The organism is Bacillus sp. N6 (genome assembly GCF_052805735.1).
On sequence record NZ_CM127843.1, the window covers coordinates 2,132,719 to 2,150,030 of the forward strand.

General features: G+C 34.6%; 15 protein-coding genes. 12 read left to right on the forward strand and 3 right to left on the reverse strand.

Going from position 1 to position 17,312, the window contains the following annotated elements:
- The first annotated feature begins 72 nt into the window (after positions 1-72).
- Together ACUXVC_RS10965 and adhP are read left to right on the forward strand one after the other, a co-directional pair.
- Complete coding sequence (locus ACUXVC_RS10965) at positions 73-936, forward strand: PhzF family phenazine biosynthesis protein (RefSeq protein ID WP_095690982.1); 864 nt, start codon at positions 73-75, stop codon at positions 934-936.
- Between the two features lie 293 nt (positions 937-1,229).
- A complete protein-coding gene (adhP, locus tag ACUXVC_RS10970; RefSeq protein WP_098976041.1) occupies positions 1,230-2,267 on the forward strand; it encodes an alcohol dehydrogenase AdhP in 1,038 nt (345 codons plus the stop codon).
- Positions 2,268-2,414: 147 nt separating this feature from the next.
- Here adhP and ACUXVC_RS10975 read toward each other — a convergent pair whose 3' ends face one another.
- The gene (locus ACUXVC_RS10975) at positions 2,415-3,434 is read right to left on the reverse strand and encodes an ABC transporter permease (protein WP_000836567.1); all 1,020 of its coding nucleotides are present in this window, start codon (positions 3,432-3,434) and stop codon (positions 2,415-2,417) included.
- Positions 3,431-4,333, reverse strand: coding sequence for an ABC transporter permease subunit (locus tag ACUXVC_RS10980; RefSeq protein WP_095690980.1), 903 nt, complete (start codon positions 4,331-4,333; stop codon positions 3,431-3,433). Before ACUXVC_RS10980 ends, ACUXVC_RS10975 begins: the two co-directional genes overlap by 4 nt.
- 561 nt (positions 4,334-4,894) lie before the next feature.
- On the opposite strand from ACUXVC_RS10980, the gene gntK reads away from it, so the two are divergent.
- Genes gntK through gnd form a run of 3 tightly spaced genes read left to right on the forward strand, consistent with a single transcriptional unit; the run spans position 4,895 to position 8,712 of the window.
- Complete coding sequence (gntK, locus tag ACUXVC_RS10985; RefSeq protein ID WP_144465456.1) at positions 4,895-6,433, forward strand: gluconokinase; 1,539 nt, start codon at positions 4,895-4,897, stop codon at positions 6,431-6,433.
- Between the two features lie 14 nt (positions 6,434-6,447).
- Positions 6,448-7,797, forward strand: coding sequence for a GntP family permease (locus ACUXVC_RS10990; protein WP_000260205.1), 1,350 nt, complete (start codon positions 6,448-6,450; stop codon positions 7,795-7,797).
- Positions 7,798-7,815: 18 nt separating this feature from the next.
- Positions 7,816-8,712, forward strand: a complete 897-nt coding sequence (gnd, locus tag ACUXVC_RS10995; protein ID WP_144465457.1) for a phosphogluconate dehydrogenase (NAD(+)-dependent, decarboxylating) — start codon at positions 7,816-7,818, stop codon at positions 8,710-8,712.
- Positions 8,713-8,780: 68 nt separating this feature from the next.
- Here gnd and ACUXVC_RS11000 read toward each other — a convergent pair whose 3' ends face one another.
- Positions 8,781-9,545 carry a DUF2711 domain-containing protein gene (locus tag ACUXVC_RS11000; RefSeq protein WP_144465458.1) on the reverse strand — a complete coding sequence of 255 codons (765 nt, stop codon included), beginning with the start codon at positions 9,543-9,545 and terminating at the stop codon, positions 8,781-8,783.
- A 139-nt stretch (positions 9,546-9,684) separates the two neighbouring features.
- On the opposite strand from ACUXVC_RS11000, the gene ACUXVC_RS11005 reads away from it, so the two are divergent.
- The 7 genes from ACUXVC_RS11005 (at position 9,685) to ACUXVC_RS11035 (ending at position 17,191) form a co-directional block, all read left to right on the forward strand.
- A complete protein-coding gene (locus tag ACUXVC_RS11005; RefSeq protein WP_144465459.1) occupies positions 9,685-10,905 on the forward strand; it encodes a tetratricopeptide repeat-containing glycosyltransferase in 1,221 nt (406 codons plus the stop codon).
- A gap of 34 nt (positions 10,906-10,939) precedes the next feature.
- Entirely contained in the window at positions 10,940-12,094 is a 1,155-nt protein-coding gene (locus tag ACUXVC_RS11010) for a hypothetical protein (protein ID WP_000422334.1), read from the forward strand.
- A 144-nt stretch (positions 12,095-12,238) separates the two neighbouring features.
- Positions 12,239-12,775 carry an NADPH-dependent FMN reductase gene (locus ACUXVC_RS11015; RefSeq protein ID WP_144465460.1) on the forward strand — a complete coding sequence of 179 codons (537 nt, stop codon included), beginning with the start codon at positions 12,239-12,241 and terminating at the stop codon, positions 12,773-12,775.
- Between the two features lies 1 nt (position 12,776).
- Complete coding sequence (locus tag ACUXVC_RS11020) at positions 12,777-14,006, forward strand: MFS transporter (protein ID WP_053564593.1); 1,230 nt, start codon at positions 12,777-12,779, stop codon at positions 14,004-14,006.
- 64 nt (positions 14,007-14,070) lie between these two features.
- Positions 14,071-14,628: a YdcF family protein gene (locus tag ACUXVC_RS11025; protein WP_001045718.1), complete on the forward strand. Its 558-nt coding sequence runs from the start codon at positions 14,071-14,073 to the stop codon at positions 14,626-14,628.
- 100 nt (positions 14,629-14,728) lie between these two features.
- Positions 14,729-15,676 carry an ABC transporter ATP-binding protein gene (locus ACUXVC_RS11030; protein WP_095690976.1) on the forward strand — a complete coding sequence of 316 codons (948 nt, stop codon included), beginning with the start codon at positions 14,729-14,731 and terminating at the stop codon, positions 15,674-15,676.
- Between the two features lie 3 nt (positions 15,677-15,679).
- Complete coding sequence (locus ACUXVC_RS11035) at positions 15,680-17,191, forward strand: ABC transporter permease/substrate-binding protein (RefSeq protein ID WP_095690975.1); 1,512 nt, start codon at positions 15,680-15,682, stop codon at positions 17,189-17,191.
- Positions 17,192-17,312: the final 121 nt, after the last annotated feature.

Here is a 17,312-nt window from a genome sequence, read left to right on the forward strand (position 1 = left end):
GATAATTTATCCAATTGCATTTATATGTAGTGCTTTCTATATATAATTTACTATAAGTGAGGAAGGTGTCTTATGAAAATATCCGTTTATGTTGCAAGTGCATTTAGCAAGGATCATAAAGGCGGAAATAAAGCAGGAGTGGTATTTATTGAGAATACAAATACATTGACCACTACTCAAAAAATGACAATAGCGAAACAACTGGGTTATGCGGAAACCGCATTTATATCAGAATCTGAAATTGCTGATTATAAATTTGAGTATTTTACTCCAAAAGAAGAAGTTGATTTATGTGGTCATGCCACAATTGGCTCTTTCGTGATACTGATGCATTTAAATAAAATTTTCAAGAATCGCTATACGATTGAAACGAACAGCGGTGTTCTTACTATTACCATAACAGATGACATCATATTCATGGAACAAAATAAACCGATATTCTATGATGTTGTATCTCCAAATGAGTTCACCGACTGTTTTGACATTAAAGATATAGACAATAAATACCCAATCCAAATTGTCTCCACGGGCTTAAAAGATATTTTAATTCCTATAAAAAGCGAAACACAATTACATGCACTGCAACCTAATTTTGAAAAAATTAAAGAAATCAGCAAGTATTATAATGTTGTTGGGATGCATCTATATACTTTTAATGACAATCGAATTATATGCAGAAATTTTGCTCCACTATACGACATTAATGAAGAAGCAGCGACTGGAACTTCAAACGGTGCATTAGCTTGCTACCTTTATGAACAGCACTATTTGCAAAAAGAAGTCTATGTATTTGAACAAGGTTATTCTTTACACTCGCCTTCTGAAATATTAGTTAAATTAGCAACCAATAGCAAAAATAAAATAGAAAAAGTTTATGTTGGCGGTAAAGGCTATTACTGTGAAACTAAGTGTTTAAATGTAGAAAATATTGAGTAAAGAGCTTTTTTATCGATGAGAAGTTTGTTACTTTATTTTCTTTTAGAAATGTATGACTTACTTATAGTCAGTGATAAACTCTCATTTTTAAAAATCTAAAATAAAGACCGATTTATGTAATAATTCAAATATTGTTCATAATTTCACAATTTGTTTATGAAGTGTCATGTTATGATGAACATGTAATGATGATTGAACACTTAAATTTGGTACGGTAACTAGCCAAAGTAGTGAAGAAAGTAGTTGTGAGATAAACTCATTAAAACGCTAAAACACTAAAGGGGAGATCACATATGAAAGCAGTAGTGGTTAATAAAAACAGCAAAGCAAACATCGAAGTGGTTGAAAAAGAATTACGTCCGTTACGCTCAGGTGAAGCGTTAGTAGATGTAGAGTATTGTGGAGTTTGCCACACTGATTTACACGTTGCGAATCATGATTTTGGTAACACTGATGGCCGTATTCTTGGTCATGAGGGTGTAGGTATTGTTACGAAAATAGCTGATGATGTTAATTCACTAAAGGTAGGTGACCGTGTAAGTATTGCATGGATGTTCCAATCTTGTGGACGTTGTGAATATTGCGTAACTGGTAGAGAAACATTTTGCCGTGAAGTTAAAAACGCAGGTTATTCAGTAGATGGTGGTATGGCTGAACAATGTATCGTTACAGCTGATTATGCGGTAAAGGTACCAGAAGGATTAGATCCTGCTCAAGCATCATCAATTACATGTGCTGGTGTAACTACATATAAAGCTATTAAAGTATCAGATATTAAACCTGGTCAACCTATTGTAATCTATGGCTGCGGTGGATTAGGTAACTTAGCTATCCAATATGCTAAAAATGTATTTGGTGCAAAAGTAATCGCAGTAGACATTAATGACGACAAATTAGCCTTAGCGAAAGAAGTTGGTGCTGATATGACTATCAACTCAATTTCTCAAGGTCCTGCTGATAAAATTGTGCAAGAGGAATTTGGTGGCGCTTATGCTGCGGTAGTAACAGCAGTCTCTAAAGTAGCCTTTAACTCAGCAGTTGATGCAGTACGTGCTTGCGGTAAAGTAGTTGCAGTAGGGCTACCAGTAGAAACAATGGACTTAAACATCCCGCGACTTGTACTAGATGGAATTGAAGTAGTTGGTTCACTAGTTGGTACTCGTAAAGATTTGGAAGAGGCGTTTATGTTCGGGGCAGAAGGAAAAGTAGTGCCAGTTGTTCAAACTTGTTCTCTAGATAAAGTACAAAATGTATTCGAAGAAATGGAACAAGGTAGAATTCAAGGGCGTATGGTAATTGATTTTAAAATACATAATTGTAATTGCAAATAATTCACTTTAAATATAAAAATTGTGAGTCTAAAGGACATGTAAAAAAGTTAGACAGCATAAGAAGATGATCCCTGTATTTAATAGGGTTCATCTTCTTTATTTTCTACTAATATCGATGCCAATTAATACTTGATTAATGAGAAATGATTAAAGGTTTACTTTATTTGCAAACGAAAAAGAATCTTTATGTTTAACAAATTTTTTATGATCTGGAACGTTTTGAATTGCTACAATTTGCGAATCTCTTGCTTTCAGTGCATCTTGAATCCCGATGGTCATAAGCTTAATAAATAGAATCGTAATAAAGAATGAAGCGAGAGTATAAAAAATAATCCACCATGAAAGATTCATTTCATTACGATTTAATCCAATAAGGCCTGCCCAATCATTAGATAGAGAAACAGGTTTGAGCACTCCGTCATAGAGTTCACGCATTTGTATGCCGCCAATTACAATGTTAAGCAACGCTAAATGGATAACGAGTATGAGTGTTTGGACAATATGTTCCATAAATAATACAAATAAGCGGTCAAGTAATAAGACTCGTAAGTGTTTTTTAATAATATGAAAACGACTAGCCCCCAGTAATTGTGAACTTAAGATGTAATCTTGTTTCATAAATTCATCAACCTCTGAGGATATGTATAAAGAAAGTGTAGGCAGAGCGACGAAAATAAGTACGAGTACTTGATAAAACGTAAATGAAATATTTGGATCTACCCCATCAGCATTTGATGTGATTATAATATTAACGGGCGTGATGAGTATGAATGCGATAAATAGAGTTGGAATATAATAAAAAACTTCTGAGCATGACTGGAAAAATCTCTTGAGTTTTGGAGCAAATAAACTTAAGAGGATTCCTATACATGTTCCGCATAAAATTCGAAAGAAGCTAATTGCCACGGCTAATAAAATAGTGAATTTTGCTCCTTCTACAATTTGTAAGAAAACAGACTCTCCAAAACGATCAGATCCAAAAGGTGGAATTAACGAAGGCGGAAAGGGGGCCTTTCCAAGTAATTCGTTATTGTCATTGTAAAGTAACTGAGGAGGTTTTGGGATGTTATCTTTAAAGAACCAACTATAAATAAAACTAGCTGAAATAAGTATGAATAGATAAGTAAAGCCGATTAAAAAGCGTTTTGATTTCCAAATAGATTTCATAATGATACTCCTTTCAATTGCTTTTTCCATCTATTCATCATGAATGAGACTATGTGGAAAAGGGCATAAAACGGTAAAATAATCATAACAAGTATGATAAATGCAGCGGGAGGTGAAACAAACGCCTTATTAAATAGAAATTGAATAATGCCTTCCATATTAAAAACAAATTCTAAAATGAATAAATTAGAAAGTAAGAAAACAAAAATCGTTTTTAAATGGTGAAAGAAGTGGATAGATATATTTTTGAATAAATGAATGCAGAGTATATAACTTGATGAAAGGCCTTTTCCATATGCAACCTCTACGTAATGTTTTCCTTGTTCTTCTTTTATGTATAACACCATCATCCGAAACATTTGTAATGTAGGTAAGACAGCTAATGATAAAATAGGGAGTAAATAAGCTCGATTTTCATTAAAAGAAATAATAGTGACAGGAGATTCCCCAAATTTCTGAAGTACCCATATGAAAAATATTTGTAAACAAATCATCATCATCATATCAGGGACAGCTTCTAATATGAACACAATTCGGTTTATCCATTTTTTTATATAATCTTTTGCTAAAAAATAAAAAAATGCCGTGCTAGATGATAAAAAGAGAGCAAGAAAAAAGGCTAAAAATAATATAGTAAATGAATATAGGTAAGGCTCTAAAACAGTTGGAAATAATGGTGTTTTTTTGAAATGGCCAAACTTCGGGTCGGATCCTATAATCACTAATGATTCAGGGGAGAAGACCTGTTTTAACATGATAACGATCTGATTAAAAAAATAAATTGGTTGAAAGGTAAATCCTTGTTGAGTGATAAATAAATAAGGTAAATTTAATAATAGTAAGAGTGATAAAAGAATTGATGAAAGCTTAATTGTGAATTGAGATATTTTATTTAACATTAAATCCCTCCGACATCTTTTTACAACATTATACAATAAATTCTGTATTATTGTTTTATTTTTCTGAAAAATAAAAATACTTTCGGTTTTATAGTATGCAAGATATATTTACAAGATAAAAAATTGATAGTAGGGGGGCCGCGCTCTATGTTTATCAAGATAAAAGACTAGTGAACCTAAAACAATAAATAAGAGTAAAATGCACAGAATTCTCATTCTGCGTTTAGTTACTTTTCTTGGCTTGATGGTGATGTTACGTGACCGCTAAAAATGAATATTGCTTTGCAACTCTTTCTTCATGCAAATAAGTAGAACGTATGGAGGGACTATGTATGTGTTGTGAATGAGAGGAAAGAGTGTATTGCGTAACGAATTTAACGTAATTTTACCGCATGGAAAAGCTAAATTTAGTATATAAGTGAAATGGAATGAGGGGATTTATTTTTTGATATGAAAAAAATTTTCTTTTTATAACTTGATAAATGAAAAAATATTTTATATACTAATTCATGTAAACGGTTTACTAAATCGTATTTTGCTAGAAATGAAGGGAAGATTCGCATGGAAACAAGGGGGAGAGTAATCGGGATTGATATCGGTACCACAAGTACAAAAACGGTTGTGTTCACAGAAAAAGGAAAAGTCATTGCATCACATGCAATCGATTACCCAATTATTCAACCGAATGTAGGATGGGCTGAGCAAGATCCTGATGTAATATGTGCCGCTGTATACAAAAGTGTAAGCGTTGCCATTGAAAAAGGTAATGTATTACCAGAAGATATTTCTTCAATCGGTATTAGTACAGCTATGCACGCATTAATTGCAGTAGATGAAAATGGTGCGCCATTAACGCGTTCTATCATTTGGGCAGATAATCGAAGTACGAAGCAATCAGAAAAATTATTACAACAAATGAATGGGCATGAAATTTATAGACGTACAGGTACACCGATTCATCCGATGTCACCACTTTCTAAATTGTTATGGATGAAAGAAGAGGAACCAGAGTTATATACAAGTGCCTATAAATTCATTTCCATTAAAGAGTATGTGATTTACCAATTATTTTCACGCTACGTAGTTGATTATTCGATTGCTTCTGCTACAGGGTTATTTAATTTAGAAACATTAAACTGGGATGAAGATGTTTTGACTATGTTACAAATGTCACCAGAACAATTATCAACCCCTGTACCCACTACATATATTTTATCAGGTATGAAGCCAGAATTAGCACAGAAGATGGGGATAAGTGCAGAGACACCAATTGTCATCGGAGCAAGTGATGGGGTTCTTGCAAATGTAGGAGTTGGGGCGATATCACCGGGTGCGGCTGCAATTACGATTGGAACGAGTGGTGCGGTTCGAACAATCTCATCAAATATAAATACAGATGAGAAAGGGAGAACGTTTTGTTACGCATTAACAGATGAGCACTGGGTAATCGGTGGTCCAACGAATAACGGCGGAATATTACTGAGATGGTTACGTGATGAATTTGGTAGTCCAGAGCAAGAAGTAGCAAGAAAGCTCGGCATTGATCCTTATGATTTATTAATTAAATATGCAGAAAGCGTACCAGCTGGAGCGGATGGGCTATTGTTCTTACCTTTCTTATCTGGAGAACGCGCACCTTACTGGAATGCAAACGCTCGTGGTACATTCTTTGGAATCAATCTTCAACATAAACGAGAACATTTTATACGTGCAGTGATGGAAGGTGTTTGTATGAGTGTATATTCAGTAGCACTCGCAATCAGGGATTGTACAGGGCCACTTACTGAAATACGAGTTTCAGGAGGGTTTGCAAAATCTGCATTTTGGAGACAAATGTTGTCCGATATGATGGGAAAAGAATTGCTTGTACCTGAAAGTCATGAAGCATCTGCGCTTGGGGCAGCGGCAGTTGCTTTATATGCTGTAGGAAAAATTGATTCTCTTGAAGAGGTAAAGGATTGGATTGATATTGTCCATCATCATGTACCGAATAAAGAAAATACGGCTATATATTTAGAAATGTTTTATATGTATGAACGACTTTACAATCGCTTGAAAGAAGAATTTGATTGTATAGCTGCTTTCCAACGTAAACAATAGGGGGATTGGGAGAAATGGTAGTTGGGATCGTACTAGCGGCAGTTGTCATACTACTTTTACTTATTACGGTAGTAAAATGGCATCCATTTGTCGCATTAATTTTAACAGCAATTGGTGTAGGTTTAGCAATGGGAATGCCTTTAATTGGAACTTCACCAAAAGATCCAGGGATTATTGATTCTATTAAACTAGGGCTTGGTAATACGTTAGGCTTTTTAGCGATAGTTTTAGCACTAGGAACGATGCTTGGAAAAATGATGGCCGAATCTGGCGGTGCTGAACGTATCGCTAACACATTAATTAATCGTTTTGGGAAGAAACGAGTTCACTGGGCGATGATGTTCGTTGCATTTTTAGTAGGGATTCCGGTATTTTTCCAAGTTGGATTTGTCCTATTAATTCCGTTAGTATTTACAATTGCGTTAGAAACTGGGGTATCACTTATTACAATCGGTATTCCGCTAGTAGCAGGACTGTCAGTCGTACACGGACTTGTTCCACCGCATCCAGCGGCAATGGCGGCAGTGGGTATTTTTAAAGCAGATGTAGGGAAGACAATTTTATATGCGTTAATTGTCGGACTTCCAACTGCAATTATTTCAGGTCCACTTTACGGGAAATGGATTGGTGCTCGTATACATAAGGAAGTACCATTAGATATAGCGGAGCAATTTATTGAAAGAGATAAGAAGAAAGAACTTCCTAGCTTCGGAAATACATTGTTTACTATTTTACTTCCAGTATTTCTTATGCTTGGTGCATCCATTGCTGAAGTAGCGTTACATAAAACGAGTCAACTTGCACAAGTGTTACACTTTATTGGAGATCCAATAGTCGCTTTATTAATTGCAACGATTTATTCTTTCTTTAGCCTTGGTTATGCAAAAGGATTTTCTAAAGATAAAGTATTACAATTTACAAATGATTGCCTTGGGCCAATTGCAAACATACTGTTAGTAATTGGTGCTGGTGGTGCGTTTAATAAGGTGTTATTAGATTCTGGAATTGGTACTACAATTGCTGAAATGGCGAAAGAATCACATATTTCACCAATATTACTTGGATGGGGAATTGCTGCACTTATCCGAGTTGCAACAGGATCGGCAACTGTTTCTATGATGACAGCAGCTGGTATTGTTGCGCCGATTGCAGCAAGTACACCTGGTGTAAATGTTGAATTACTAGCACTTGCAACAGGCGCAGGGTCATTAATTTTATCACACGTGAATGATTCGGGATTTTGGATGATTAAAGAATATTTCGGAATGACTGTGAAAGAAACATTATTAACATGGACCGCAATGGAGACGATACTATCAGTTGTAGCACTTGGATTAATTTCGATATTAAATATATTTGTATAGAATGGGAGATTGATTATTATGAAACTAGGTTTAATTGGATTAGGAAAAATGGGATTCCCATTAGCTGAACACTTACATGAAGACAAGCATGAAGTAGTTGTATACGATGTAAATAAAGAGCTTGTAGAAAAGGCAGGAAAACTAGGAATTACTGCACGTCATACATTAAAAGAAATGATCGCTGAATTAGAAGCTCCTCGTACGATCTGGGTAATGGTGCCTGCAGGAGAAGTTGTAGAGTCAGTATTAAAAGATGTGTATCCGTTATTAGATGAAGGTGATATCGTTATTGAAGGTGGAAATTCATTCTATAAAGATACGTTACGCCGTGCTGAAGAAGCAAAAAGCTTCGGATTACATTATGTAGATATCGGTACATCTGGCGGTGTAGAAGGAGCTAGATACGGTGCTTGTTTAATGGTTGGTGGAGAAAAAGAAATTTATGACCAATTAGAACCTTTATTTAAAGATTTAGCAGTAGAAAATGGCTATACTTATGCTGGCCGCGTTGGTAGTGGTCATTTCTTAAAAATGGTTCATAACGGTATTGAGTACGGCATGATGCAAGCAATCGCTGAAGGATTTGAAGTACTAGATAAGAGTGACTTTGATTTCAATTATGAAGATGTTGCAAAAGTATGGGCGAACGGATCAGTAATCCGCGGTTGGTTAATGGACTTAACTGAAAAAGCATTTGCAGATGATCCTAAACTTGATGGCATTAAAGGTGTAATGAACTCTTCAGGAGAAGGGAAATGGACTGTTGAAACTGCGCTTGAGTTACAAGCAGCGGCACCAGTAATCGCGATGTCATTATTTATGCGCTATCGTTCTCAGGAAGATGATACATTCCATGGAAAAGTAGTTTCAGCACTACGTAATCAGTTCGGTGGACATGAAGTTGTAAAAAATTAAGGATGTTTTTGAAAAGAAACTTGTGCATAAGCGCAAGTTTCTTTTTTATAGTTTAAGAAATTACTAATTTAAAAATACCAATCAATCATCGTTTTTTTGTCACAAATGACAGCTTCAACATTCATTGATTGAACAATATATTCTATATTTTCTTCTTTAGCTAATAATAAGGTTGTAAAGGAATCGTATATACTCATAAACGCATACTCATTGTCTTCTCCAGTAATAATTAACTCATTATTGCTAATGTCCCAAATATCTAATGGAGTAGTATTATTTACCTGTAATAATCCGTTTGTATCAAGAATTGGTTCAGAGAAATATAGATTTTTTGCACCTTTAGAACCGAGGAGTTTAAGTAATTTGTGTAATAAAAATATAGACGTATAATTTTCTGTTGGATAATAAAGATCTTTTTTTAAGTTTGAATGTAGCTTTTCAGCTAAATCCTCTCTTTTATATTCTTCTGAAAAGGCACTAATGGAAGTCAACATGGCCATTGCTAGGTCTGCGTATGAATGTAATCCACTACAAGACATCATTTCCTTCCAAGAAACGGATTTCCCATTGTGAATGATTTCTTCAGAGCTAGGATAGATGTGCTCATATGGTCTTTTTCTCACAGACTTTTCCCATCCTAAAGGCATTTGGACAAATGGATGTAGCAATATAGCTGCAGATTTAAAATTACTTGGTAGTTGTTCTAAAATTGGTGATTTGTCATCTAGCCAAATGTAATCCAACAAAATATAACCTCCTCTTAGACTTTGAAATGTACGGATTCCCGTATTATGTTTTTTTGTATTGATTGTATCAAATATAAAGCGAAGCATGAAATATGTCCCAACATAAAAGTAAGAATAAATAAAATGAAGTTTTCATAAATAGTAAAAGGGTGCTTATGTCATCAGTATAGCTAAAAAATGTTGTTACATATGAGAAGAGCGTGTTAATAAAATATGAGGTGGTTAAATGGGAAATGAGCAAGTGAAGTCTGTAAAGGAAGAAAAAAAATTATGTCTTTGTATGATTGTCAAAAATGAGTCTAGAATTATGGAAAGATGTTTAAATGCAACAAAATCAATTGTAGATTATGTTTCTATTTGTGATACTGGATCGACGGATAATACGCCTGAAATTATTGAAAATTGGTGTAAGGAAAATGAGATACCTGGGACGGTTCATCATGAGCCGTTTAAAAACTTTGGTTATAACAGAAGTTTAGCTGTTTCATTAGCGCAAAAAACATATCCAGAAGCAGATTATTTATTAATATTAGATGCGGATATGATTTTAGAGGTTAATCCGAATTTCGATAAAACGAGCTTAACGGAAGATCATTATCTTACATTGCAATATGATGTTCATATTAAATATTGGCTTACACGTCTTTTAAAAGCTTCTTTACCATGGAAATCTGTCGGTGTTACTCATGAGTATTGGGATATAGATCGCTCAAAAGTTGGAGCGAATTACAATACGAGGGTAGATCGGTTAGAGACTCTTGTCGTGAATGATCCCGGAGATGGCGGGAGTAAAGCTGATAAATTTGAAAGAGATGAGAGGTTGTTGTTACAAGGAATAAACGACCCAGAAACAACGCCAGATTTGCATATAAGATATTTATTTTATTTAGCCCAAACTTATTTTCATTTAAGTCAATTTGAAGATTCGATTAAATGGTATAAAAAACGAGTGGAAGCAGGGGGTTGGGTTGAAGAGGTATTCTATTCGTTATTGCGAATAGGGTTTTGTTATGAGCAGTTAGCAAATCGTTCAGCAAATAAACAAAATGAAGTGACAGATGCTGATGAAAAAGAAACTGTTAAAGGGCAAGAAGAGAAATATTTAGCATTAGCTGTTTTTTATTTTCAAAAAGCGTGGGAATATAGACCAACTCGGGCTGAACCATTATACCAACTTGCAAGGTTGTATCGATTACGATCTCAAAACAATATTGCTTTGATGTATGCTCTGCAAGGGAAGGAAATTCCTTTTCCAAAGGATGATCTTTTATTTGTAGATTATCATGTGTATGATTACTTATTTGACTATGAAATTTCTATTAGTGCTTTCTATATACCTCATAAAAAACATTTAGGGGCCGTGTCGCAAAAGTATTTGGAATCGATTAAAGAAGAGATTCCATTTCATATAGCAAATGTAGTAGAGAATAATGCGAAATTTTATTAAATACATTTTCGGTTAAAGGAGTAGTGGAGTAATCATGGAATTAATGCGATGGGCGATTGAACTAGGAGAATCGGTGCATGGAAATACGTATGAAGAATTGATGCCACTACTAGACTATTATTATGATCGTGATCATTTAAAAGCGTATTGTATCGCAAATCTTCTTTTAAACATGGATGTATTAGATGAACATCGTGAAAGAATCGAATTAAGAAGATGCATCGCTGCTTATTATGCTGGATTATATAAAGTAGCAAGAAAACATGCAAATGAGTTAGTACTTAAACATCCGGATGTAGATTTATATAAAAATAATTTAAAATTAATGGAAGCTTATTTGAATAAAGAATATGATTATTGTCTTTTTATATGCCCAAAGACATACGGTAGTTTCATAGATGTTGCGCGAGCGTTAAAGTGGCGGTTGGAGCAGGAGGGAAATACAGTAATTATATCAGAAACAATACTGGAAAATGTAAAGAATACAGTTGTTTTTGGAGCACATACATACGCATATAACCCGAATCTTCTTCCGAAAGATGCAATTATTTATAATTTAGAACAGCTATACGAAGGAAGTCCATATGCGCACCCCCTTTATTTAATATTATTAAAAGATAGAGTGATTTGGGATTATAGTAAACAAAATATAGAATGGCTAAAACAAAAAGGGGTAGGAAAAGAAATAAAACATGTAAAAATGAACTATGCTCCAACTTTGGAAATAAAAAAAGATGCATTTGAAGATGACATTACTGAAGATATTGATATTCTGTTTATAGGTGCTCTTAATCCGAGGCGGCAAGCTATTTTTGATCATCTAAAAGCGATTGCCCCAAATTTAAATATAGTTTTTAAAAATAATGCGTGGGGAATTGTTAGAAATGAATTGATTGCTAGAGCTAAAATTATATTAAATATTCATTTTTACTTATCAGGAATTCTTGAAACACCTCGCGTGTCTTATGCAGTCGCAAATAAGAAATTTATTATTTCCGAAAATAGTAATCCAGAAGATGAGGTAGAGTGGCCGGGAATTGTATTTACTCCGTACGAAAAAATAATTGAAAACGTAATGAAATATATAGAATTACCAGAAGAACGGAAAAAATTAGCGGGAAAAGCATATAATCATTTTGAAGCAAATGAAAGTTTAGGTACATTGAGTCTGAGAGATGAAACGAAGTAATTGTGCGAAACTCATACGAAAGTATGAGTTCTTTTTTGTTTATCATACTATTTTATGAAACAAGTTAACTCTTTATATTGTGTTTTGTATAGAAATTTCTGATAATATATAAGTAGAACTTGAAAACAAAGGGGAGAAATAATCATGAAACTAGTCGTTATTAACGGTACACCAAGAAAATTTGGTAGAACTCGCGTGGTGGCAAAATATATTGCGGATCAATTTGAAGGGGAATTATATGATTTAGCAATTGAGGAGTTACCTTTATACAATGGAGAAGAGTCACAACGTGATTTAGAGGCAGTAAAAAAATTGAAAACGTTAGTGAAAGCTGCGGATGGGCTTGTATTATGTACACCAGAATATCATAATGCGATGAGCGGTGCGCTGAAAAACTCTTTAGATTACTTAAGTAGTAGTGAATTTATTCATAAACCAGTTGCGTTGTTAGCGGTTGCTGGTGGAGGTAAAGGTGGAATAAATGCATTAAACAGCATGCGAACGGTCGCTAGAGGTGTTTATGCAAATGCCATTCCAAAACAAGTTGTGCTTGATGGATTACATGTGCAAGATGGTGAACTTGGGGAAGATGCCAAACCATTAATTCATGATGTAGTTAAAGAATTAAAAGCATATATGAGCGTATATAAAGAGGTGAAAAAGCAACTAGGAGTGGAGTGATATGTCCTCACTTTATCATGATTCTCGCTTGTATTACATTCTAGGGGCCAATAGTCTATCTGCTATTGGTTCCGGAATTGTTATGATAACGATTCCGTGGCTGTTAATTAAAGAGAGTGGAGGAGAGACAACGTTTGGTTATGTTTCTATCATTGCAACCCTCATTATGTTTTTATTAACACCATTCATTGGGCAAAGTATTGATCGTTTTTCAAGAAAATCTTTATTGCTATGTAACGAAGGAATCGGAATTGCCGTAATTGGAATAATGGTTATATGGGGATTTGCGGGGCAACCTTATCATTCTATTCACTATATTCTTATTTATATAGCCGGATCATTCTACTATTTATTATTTTATCCTACAATATTTGCGTTCAACCAAGAGATATTTCAAGCGGAACATTATAAAAGTTTAAGTGGAACGATGGAAATACAAGGACAGTTAACACAAGTTATTTCTGGAGCGGCCGCGAGCTTCTTAATTGAAATTGTATCTTTGAAGTGGATTTTGTTAGTAGACATGTTAACTTTTGCTGGAGCATTTTTTCTTTTCTTATGTATACCGTACGTAAAGAAAAAAGAAGTGAAAAGAAAAATAACATTTAAGAAGCAATTGTTTGAAGGAATTCACTTTATGAAAAAACGTCCTAAGCTCTTTTGGTTCTTACTGGCTACTTATATGCCGTTTATAGGTGTCATGATGGCAAATTATTTAATACCCGTGTATATTTCGGATATACTCAAAGCCAATGCCTCTGTATACGCAATAGAGGGCACGATGTACGGTGTCGGAGCGGTTGTTGCAGGAATCTGTATTCCACTCATAATGAAATATGTCAAAACAGAAGTTTCAATCGTTATGACGATGTTCATTTATGTAATTTCAATTACCGCAATGAGTATTGAACCTTCCGTAATTTTCTTATATGGACTTGCAATTTTTCATGCAGTTGGAAATGCGGGTACAAGAGTGGCGAGAAATGTATTGATGATGGAGGAAATTCCAAATGAAGTAATGGGACGTGTAGACAGCTTATTTCGCCTAATTGGTACTGGAATACGAATTTTATTATTAATGTTGTTTACAGCGGGTGTATCTAAAGTCGGAGTCATGCTGCCGTTTTACGTATTAAGCTGCATATTGATCTTCTCATTAGGAATCGCTATTTATTATGTACTATCACAACGTAAAGTAGCGGCGCATGTTTCTAATAAATCAATCGTTTGAAAAAACACTTCTGCCTCCCTTTCTTTTTCTATATAATAACAAGAAAGGGAGTGAATACTTATTTATGAACAAATGGATCTTTCTTATGATTTTATTATTACCGCCACTATACATCATTTATATGACGTTTCGAATGAACAAAGTTGCTCGTGAAAAGTTGAGCTATCACTCTCCGTACGTTCTTATACTGGGTGCAAAGTTATTTGGGGATAGACCGTCTTTATCTCTTCAAAATCGTTTGGATGTAGCGTTGGAGTATTTATTTTCCCATCCTGAAGCGAAAGTAATTGTTTCAGGTGGTCAAGGAGAAGATGAAGATATACCGGAAGCTCATAGCATGAGAAATTATTTAATGGTACACGGTATAGATGAGAGTCGTATTTTAATAGAAGATCAATCTACAAATACGTATGAAAACTTAAAATTTAGTATGGATTTATATAATGTGAAACATGCGGTAGTTGTAAGTAATACATATCATTTATATCGAACGAAAATAATTGCAAAGCGTTTAGGTATGAAGATGGAGGCGCTAGCTGCTGAAACACCAATTCGTTCTAAGAGAAAAATGTATGTTCGCGAATATGCTGCTATTATGAAAACAATATTGTTCGACCGTTAGAGCTCAAATGCGAGCTCTTTTTTAATTTAAAAGCGTATCATTTGAAATGAATGCCATCTTCCATCAAAATAAAGGAAACAACAGTAAAGGAGTTGTGTTTGTGATTCAATTTAATCATGTGTCAAAATCGTATGAAGATGGCACGAAAGCAGTGGATTCATTGCATTTAGAAATTAAAAAGGGAGAATTTTTCGTTCTCATCGGTCCGAGTGGTTGCGGGAAAACAACGACAATGAAGATGATTAATCGTTTAATCGAAACGACTGAAGGATCGATTTTAATCGATGGAAAAGATATTCAACAATATAATATAAACGAATTACGTTGGGATATAGGATACGTGTTGCAGCAAATCGCTTTGTTTCCTCATATGACAATCGCTGAAAATATTGCAGTTGTTCCAGAAATGAGGCAATGGAGCAAAAAGGAAATAAAAGCACGCGTCGATGACTTGTTACATATGGTTGGATTAAATCCGGATATATATCGAGATCGTATGCCTGATGAATTGTCAGGAGGACAAAAACAACGTGTCGGTGTCGTGCGAGCATTAGCCGCAAACCCGAAAATCGTTCTTATGGATGAACCATTTAGTGCGTTAGATCCATTAAGTAGGGAACAGCTTCAGAAGGATATTGTACAGTTGCAAAAAAAGATTCAAAAAACAATCGTGTTCGTAACACATGATATGCAAGAAGCATTATCACTTGGAGATCGAATTTGTATTATGAAAGAAGGAAAAGTTGTTCAACTAGATACACCAGAAGGAATTATACATAATCCGAAAAATGAATTTGTAGAGGAGTTCATTGGAAATCGTGGACGAACTTGGTATGAGGAGAAAAGTGTAGCAGATGTATTGCCGCTTGATCAAAGTGTGCAATTAGAAGGGCAGGCACTATCATTACATTCTTCTTTACAAGAAGCGTTAGTTCGTGTGCGTGATGAGGAAATCGTTCCAGTTGAAGAAAACGGTCAATATATTGGAGCGTTAACAAGTCGTCATATCGTCAATTACATTGTTGAACAAATGAAGGAAAGAGGCTAAACAGTGACTAATTTTATACAAACGTTCCAAGAACGAAAAATAGAATTACTAACTGCATTAAGTGAGCATTTACAAATATCGCTTATTTCATTATTTTTTGCAGTAATTATAGCGGTGCCACTTGGCATTTTATTAACAAGAAAAGAACGAATGGCTGAATTTATAATAGGAACTTCTGCAGTAATGCAGACAGTGCCATCACTTGCATTACTCGGACTATTAATTCCGTTAGTAGGAATCGGAAAACTTCCAGCGATTATTGCATTAGTTGTGTATGCACTATTACCTATTTTACGAAATACATATACAGGAATAAGGGAATTAGATGAATCACTAATAGAAGCCGCGAGAGCTATGGGGATGAATAGTTGGAGAAGGCTGTGGAAGGTAGAGCTTCCTCTTGCATTGCCTATCATTATGGCCGGTATTCGTACAGCGATGGTATTAATTGTTGGAACGGCTACATTAGCAGCTCTCATTGGTGCTGGTGGGCTTGGTAAGCTTATATTATTAGGCATAGATCGAAATGATCATGCACTTATCATTTTAGGGGCCGTACCAGCCGCGTTACTCGCTTTATTCTTTGATATAGTACTTCGCATACTTGAACGACCGAAACGCTCTTCTAAGCGTGTTATATTGACGATATGTATAGTTGTAGTAATGATTGCTTCTCCATTTCTTTGGAGTACAGAAAAGAAAGATATTGTTATTGCGGGCAAACTTGGATCAGAACCTGAAATTTTAATTCAAATGTATAAGCAACTTATTGAACAAGATACCGATTTACACGTACAATTAAAACCAGGTCTTGGAAAAACAGCATTTGTATTTGAAGCGTTGAAATCCGGGGAAGTAGATATATACCCAGAATTTTCAGGAACAGCTTTATCTACTTTCGTGAAAGAAGAACCAAAGAGCACAAATCGTGATGAAGTATATGATCAGGCTCGCATTGGGATGGAAAAGAAATATAATATGGTTATGTTGAAGCCAATGGAGTATAACAATACATATGCACTAGCCATGCCGAAAAAAATAGCAGATCAAAAGAATATAAATACAATTTCTGATTTAGGGAATGTTGCGCAGGAAGCCAAAGTAGGGTTTACATTGGAATTTGCTGATCGTGAAGATGGTTATAAAGGAATGCAAAAATTATATAACTATAAGTTCTCGAATGTTAAAACGATGGAGCCGAAGCTGCGTTATAGCGCAATTCAATCTGGAGATGTTAACGTAATTGATGCATATTCAACAGATAGTGAATTGGAGCAATATGGACTGAAAGTGCTAAAAGATGATAAAGGGTTATTCCCACCTTATCAAGGAGCGCCATTATTAAGAAAAGAAACGTTACAGAAATATCCTGAACTTGAAAAGGTATTAAATAAATTATCTGGAAAGATTACAGATGAAGAAATGCGAAAAATGAATTATGAAGTTAACGTAAATGGTAAAAGTAGTGAAGAAGTCGCAAAACAATTTTTAGAAAAAGAGAATTTACTTCGTTAAATTTACAAGAAATATACAAATTTATATGTTTGAAATGACCGTTCATTACAAAATGAGCGGTTTTTTTGTGCATACTTATACATTTTTTCAAAAAAGTATTCCATTTTTGTTCATTTTCTTT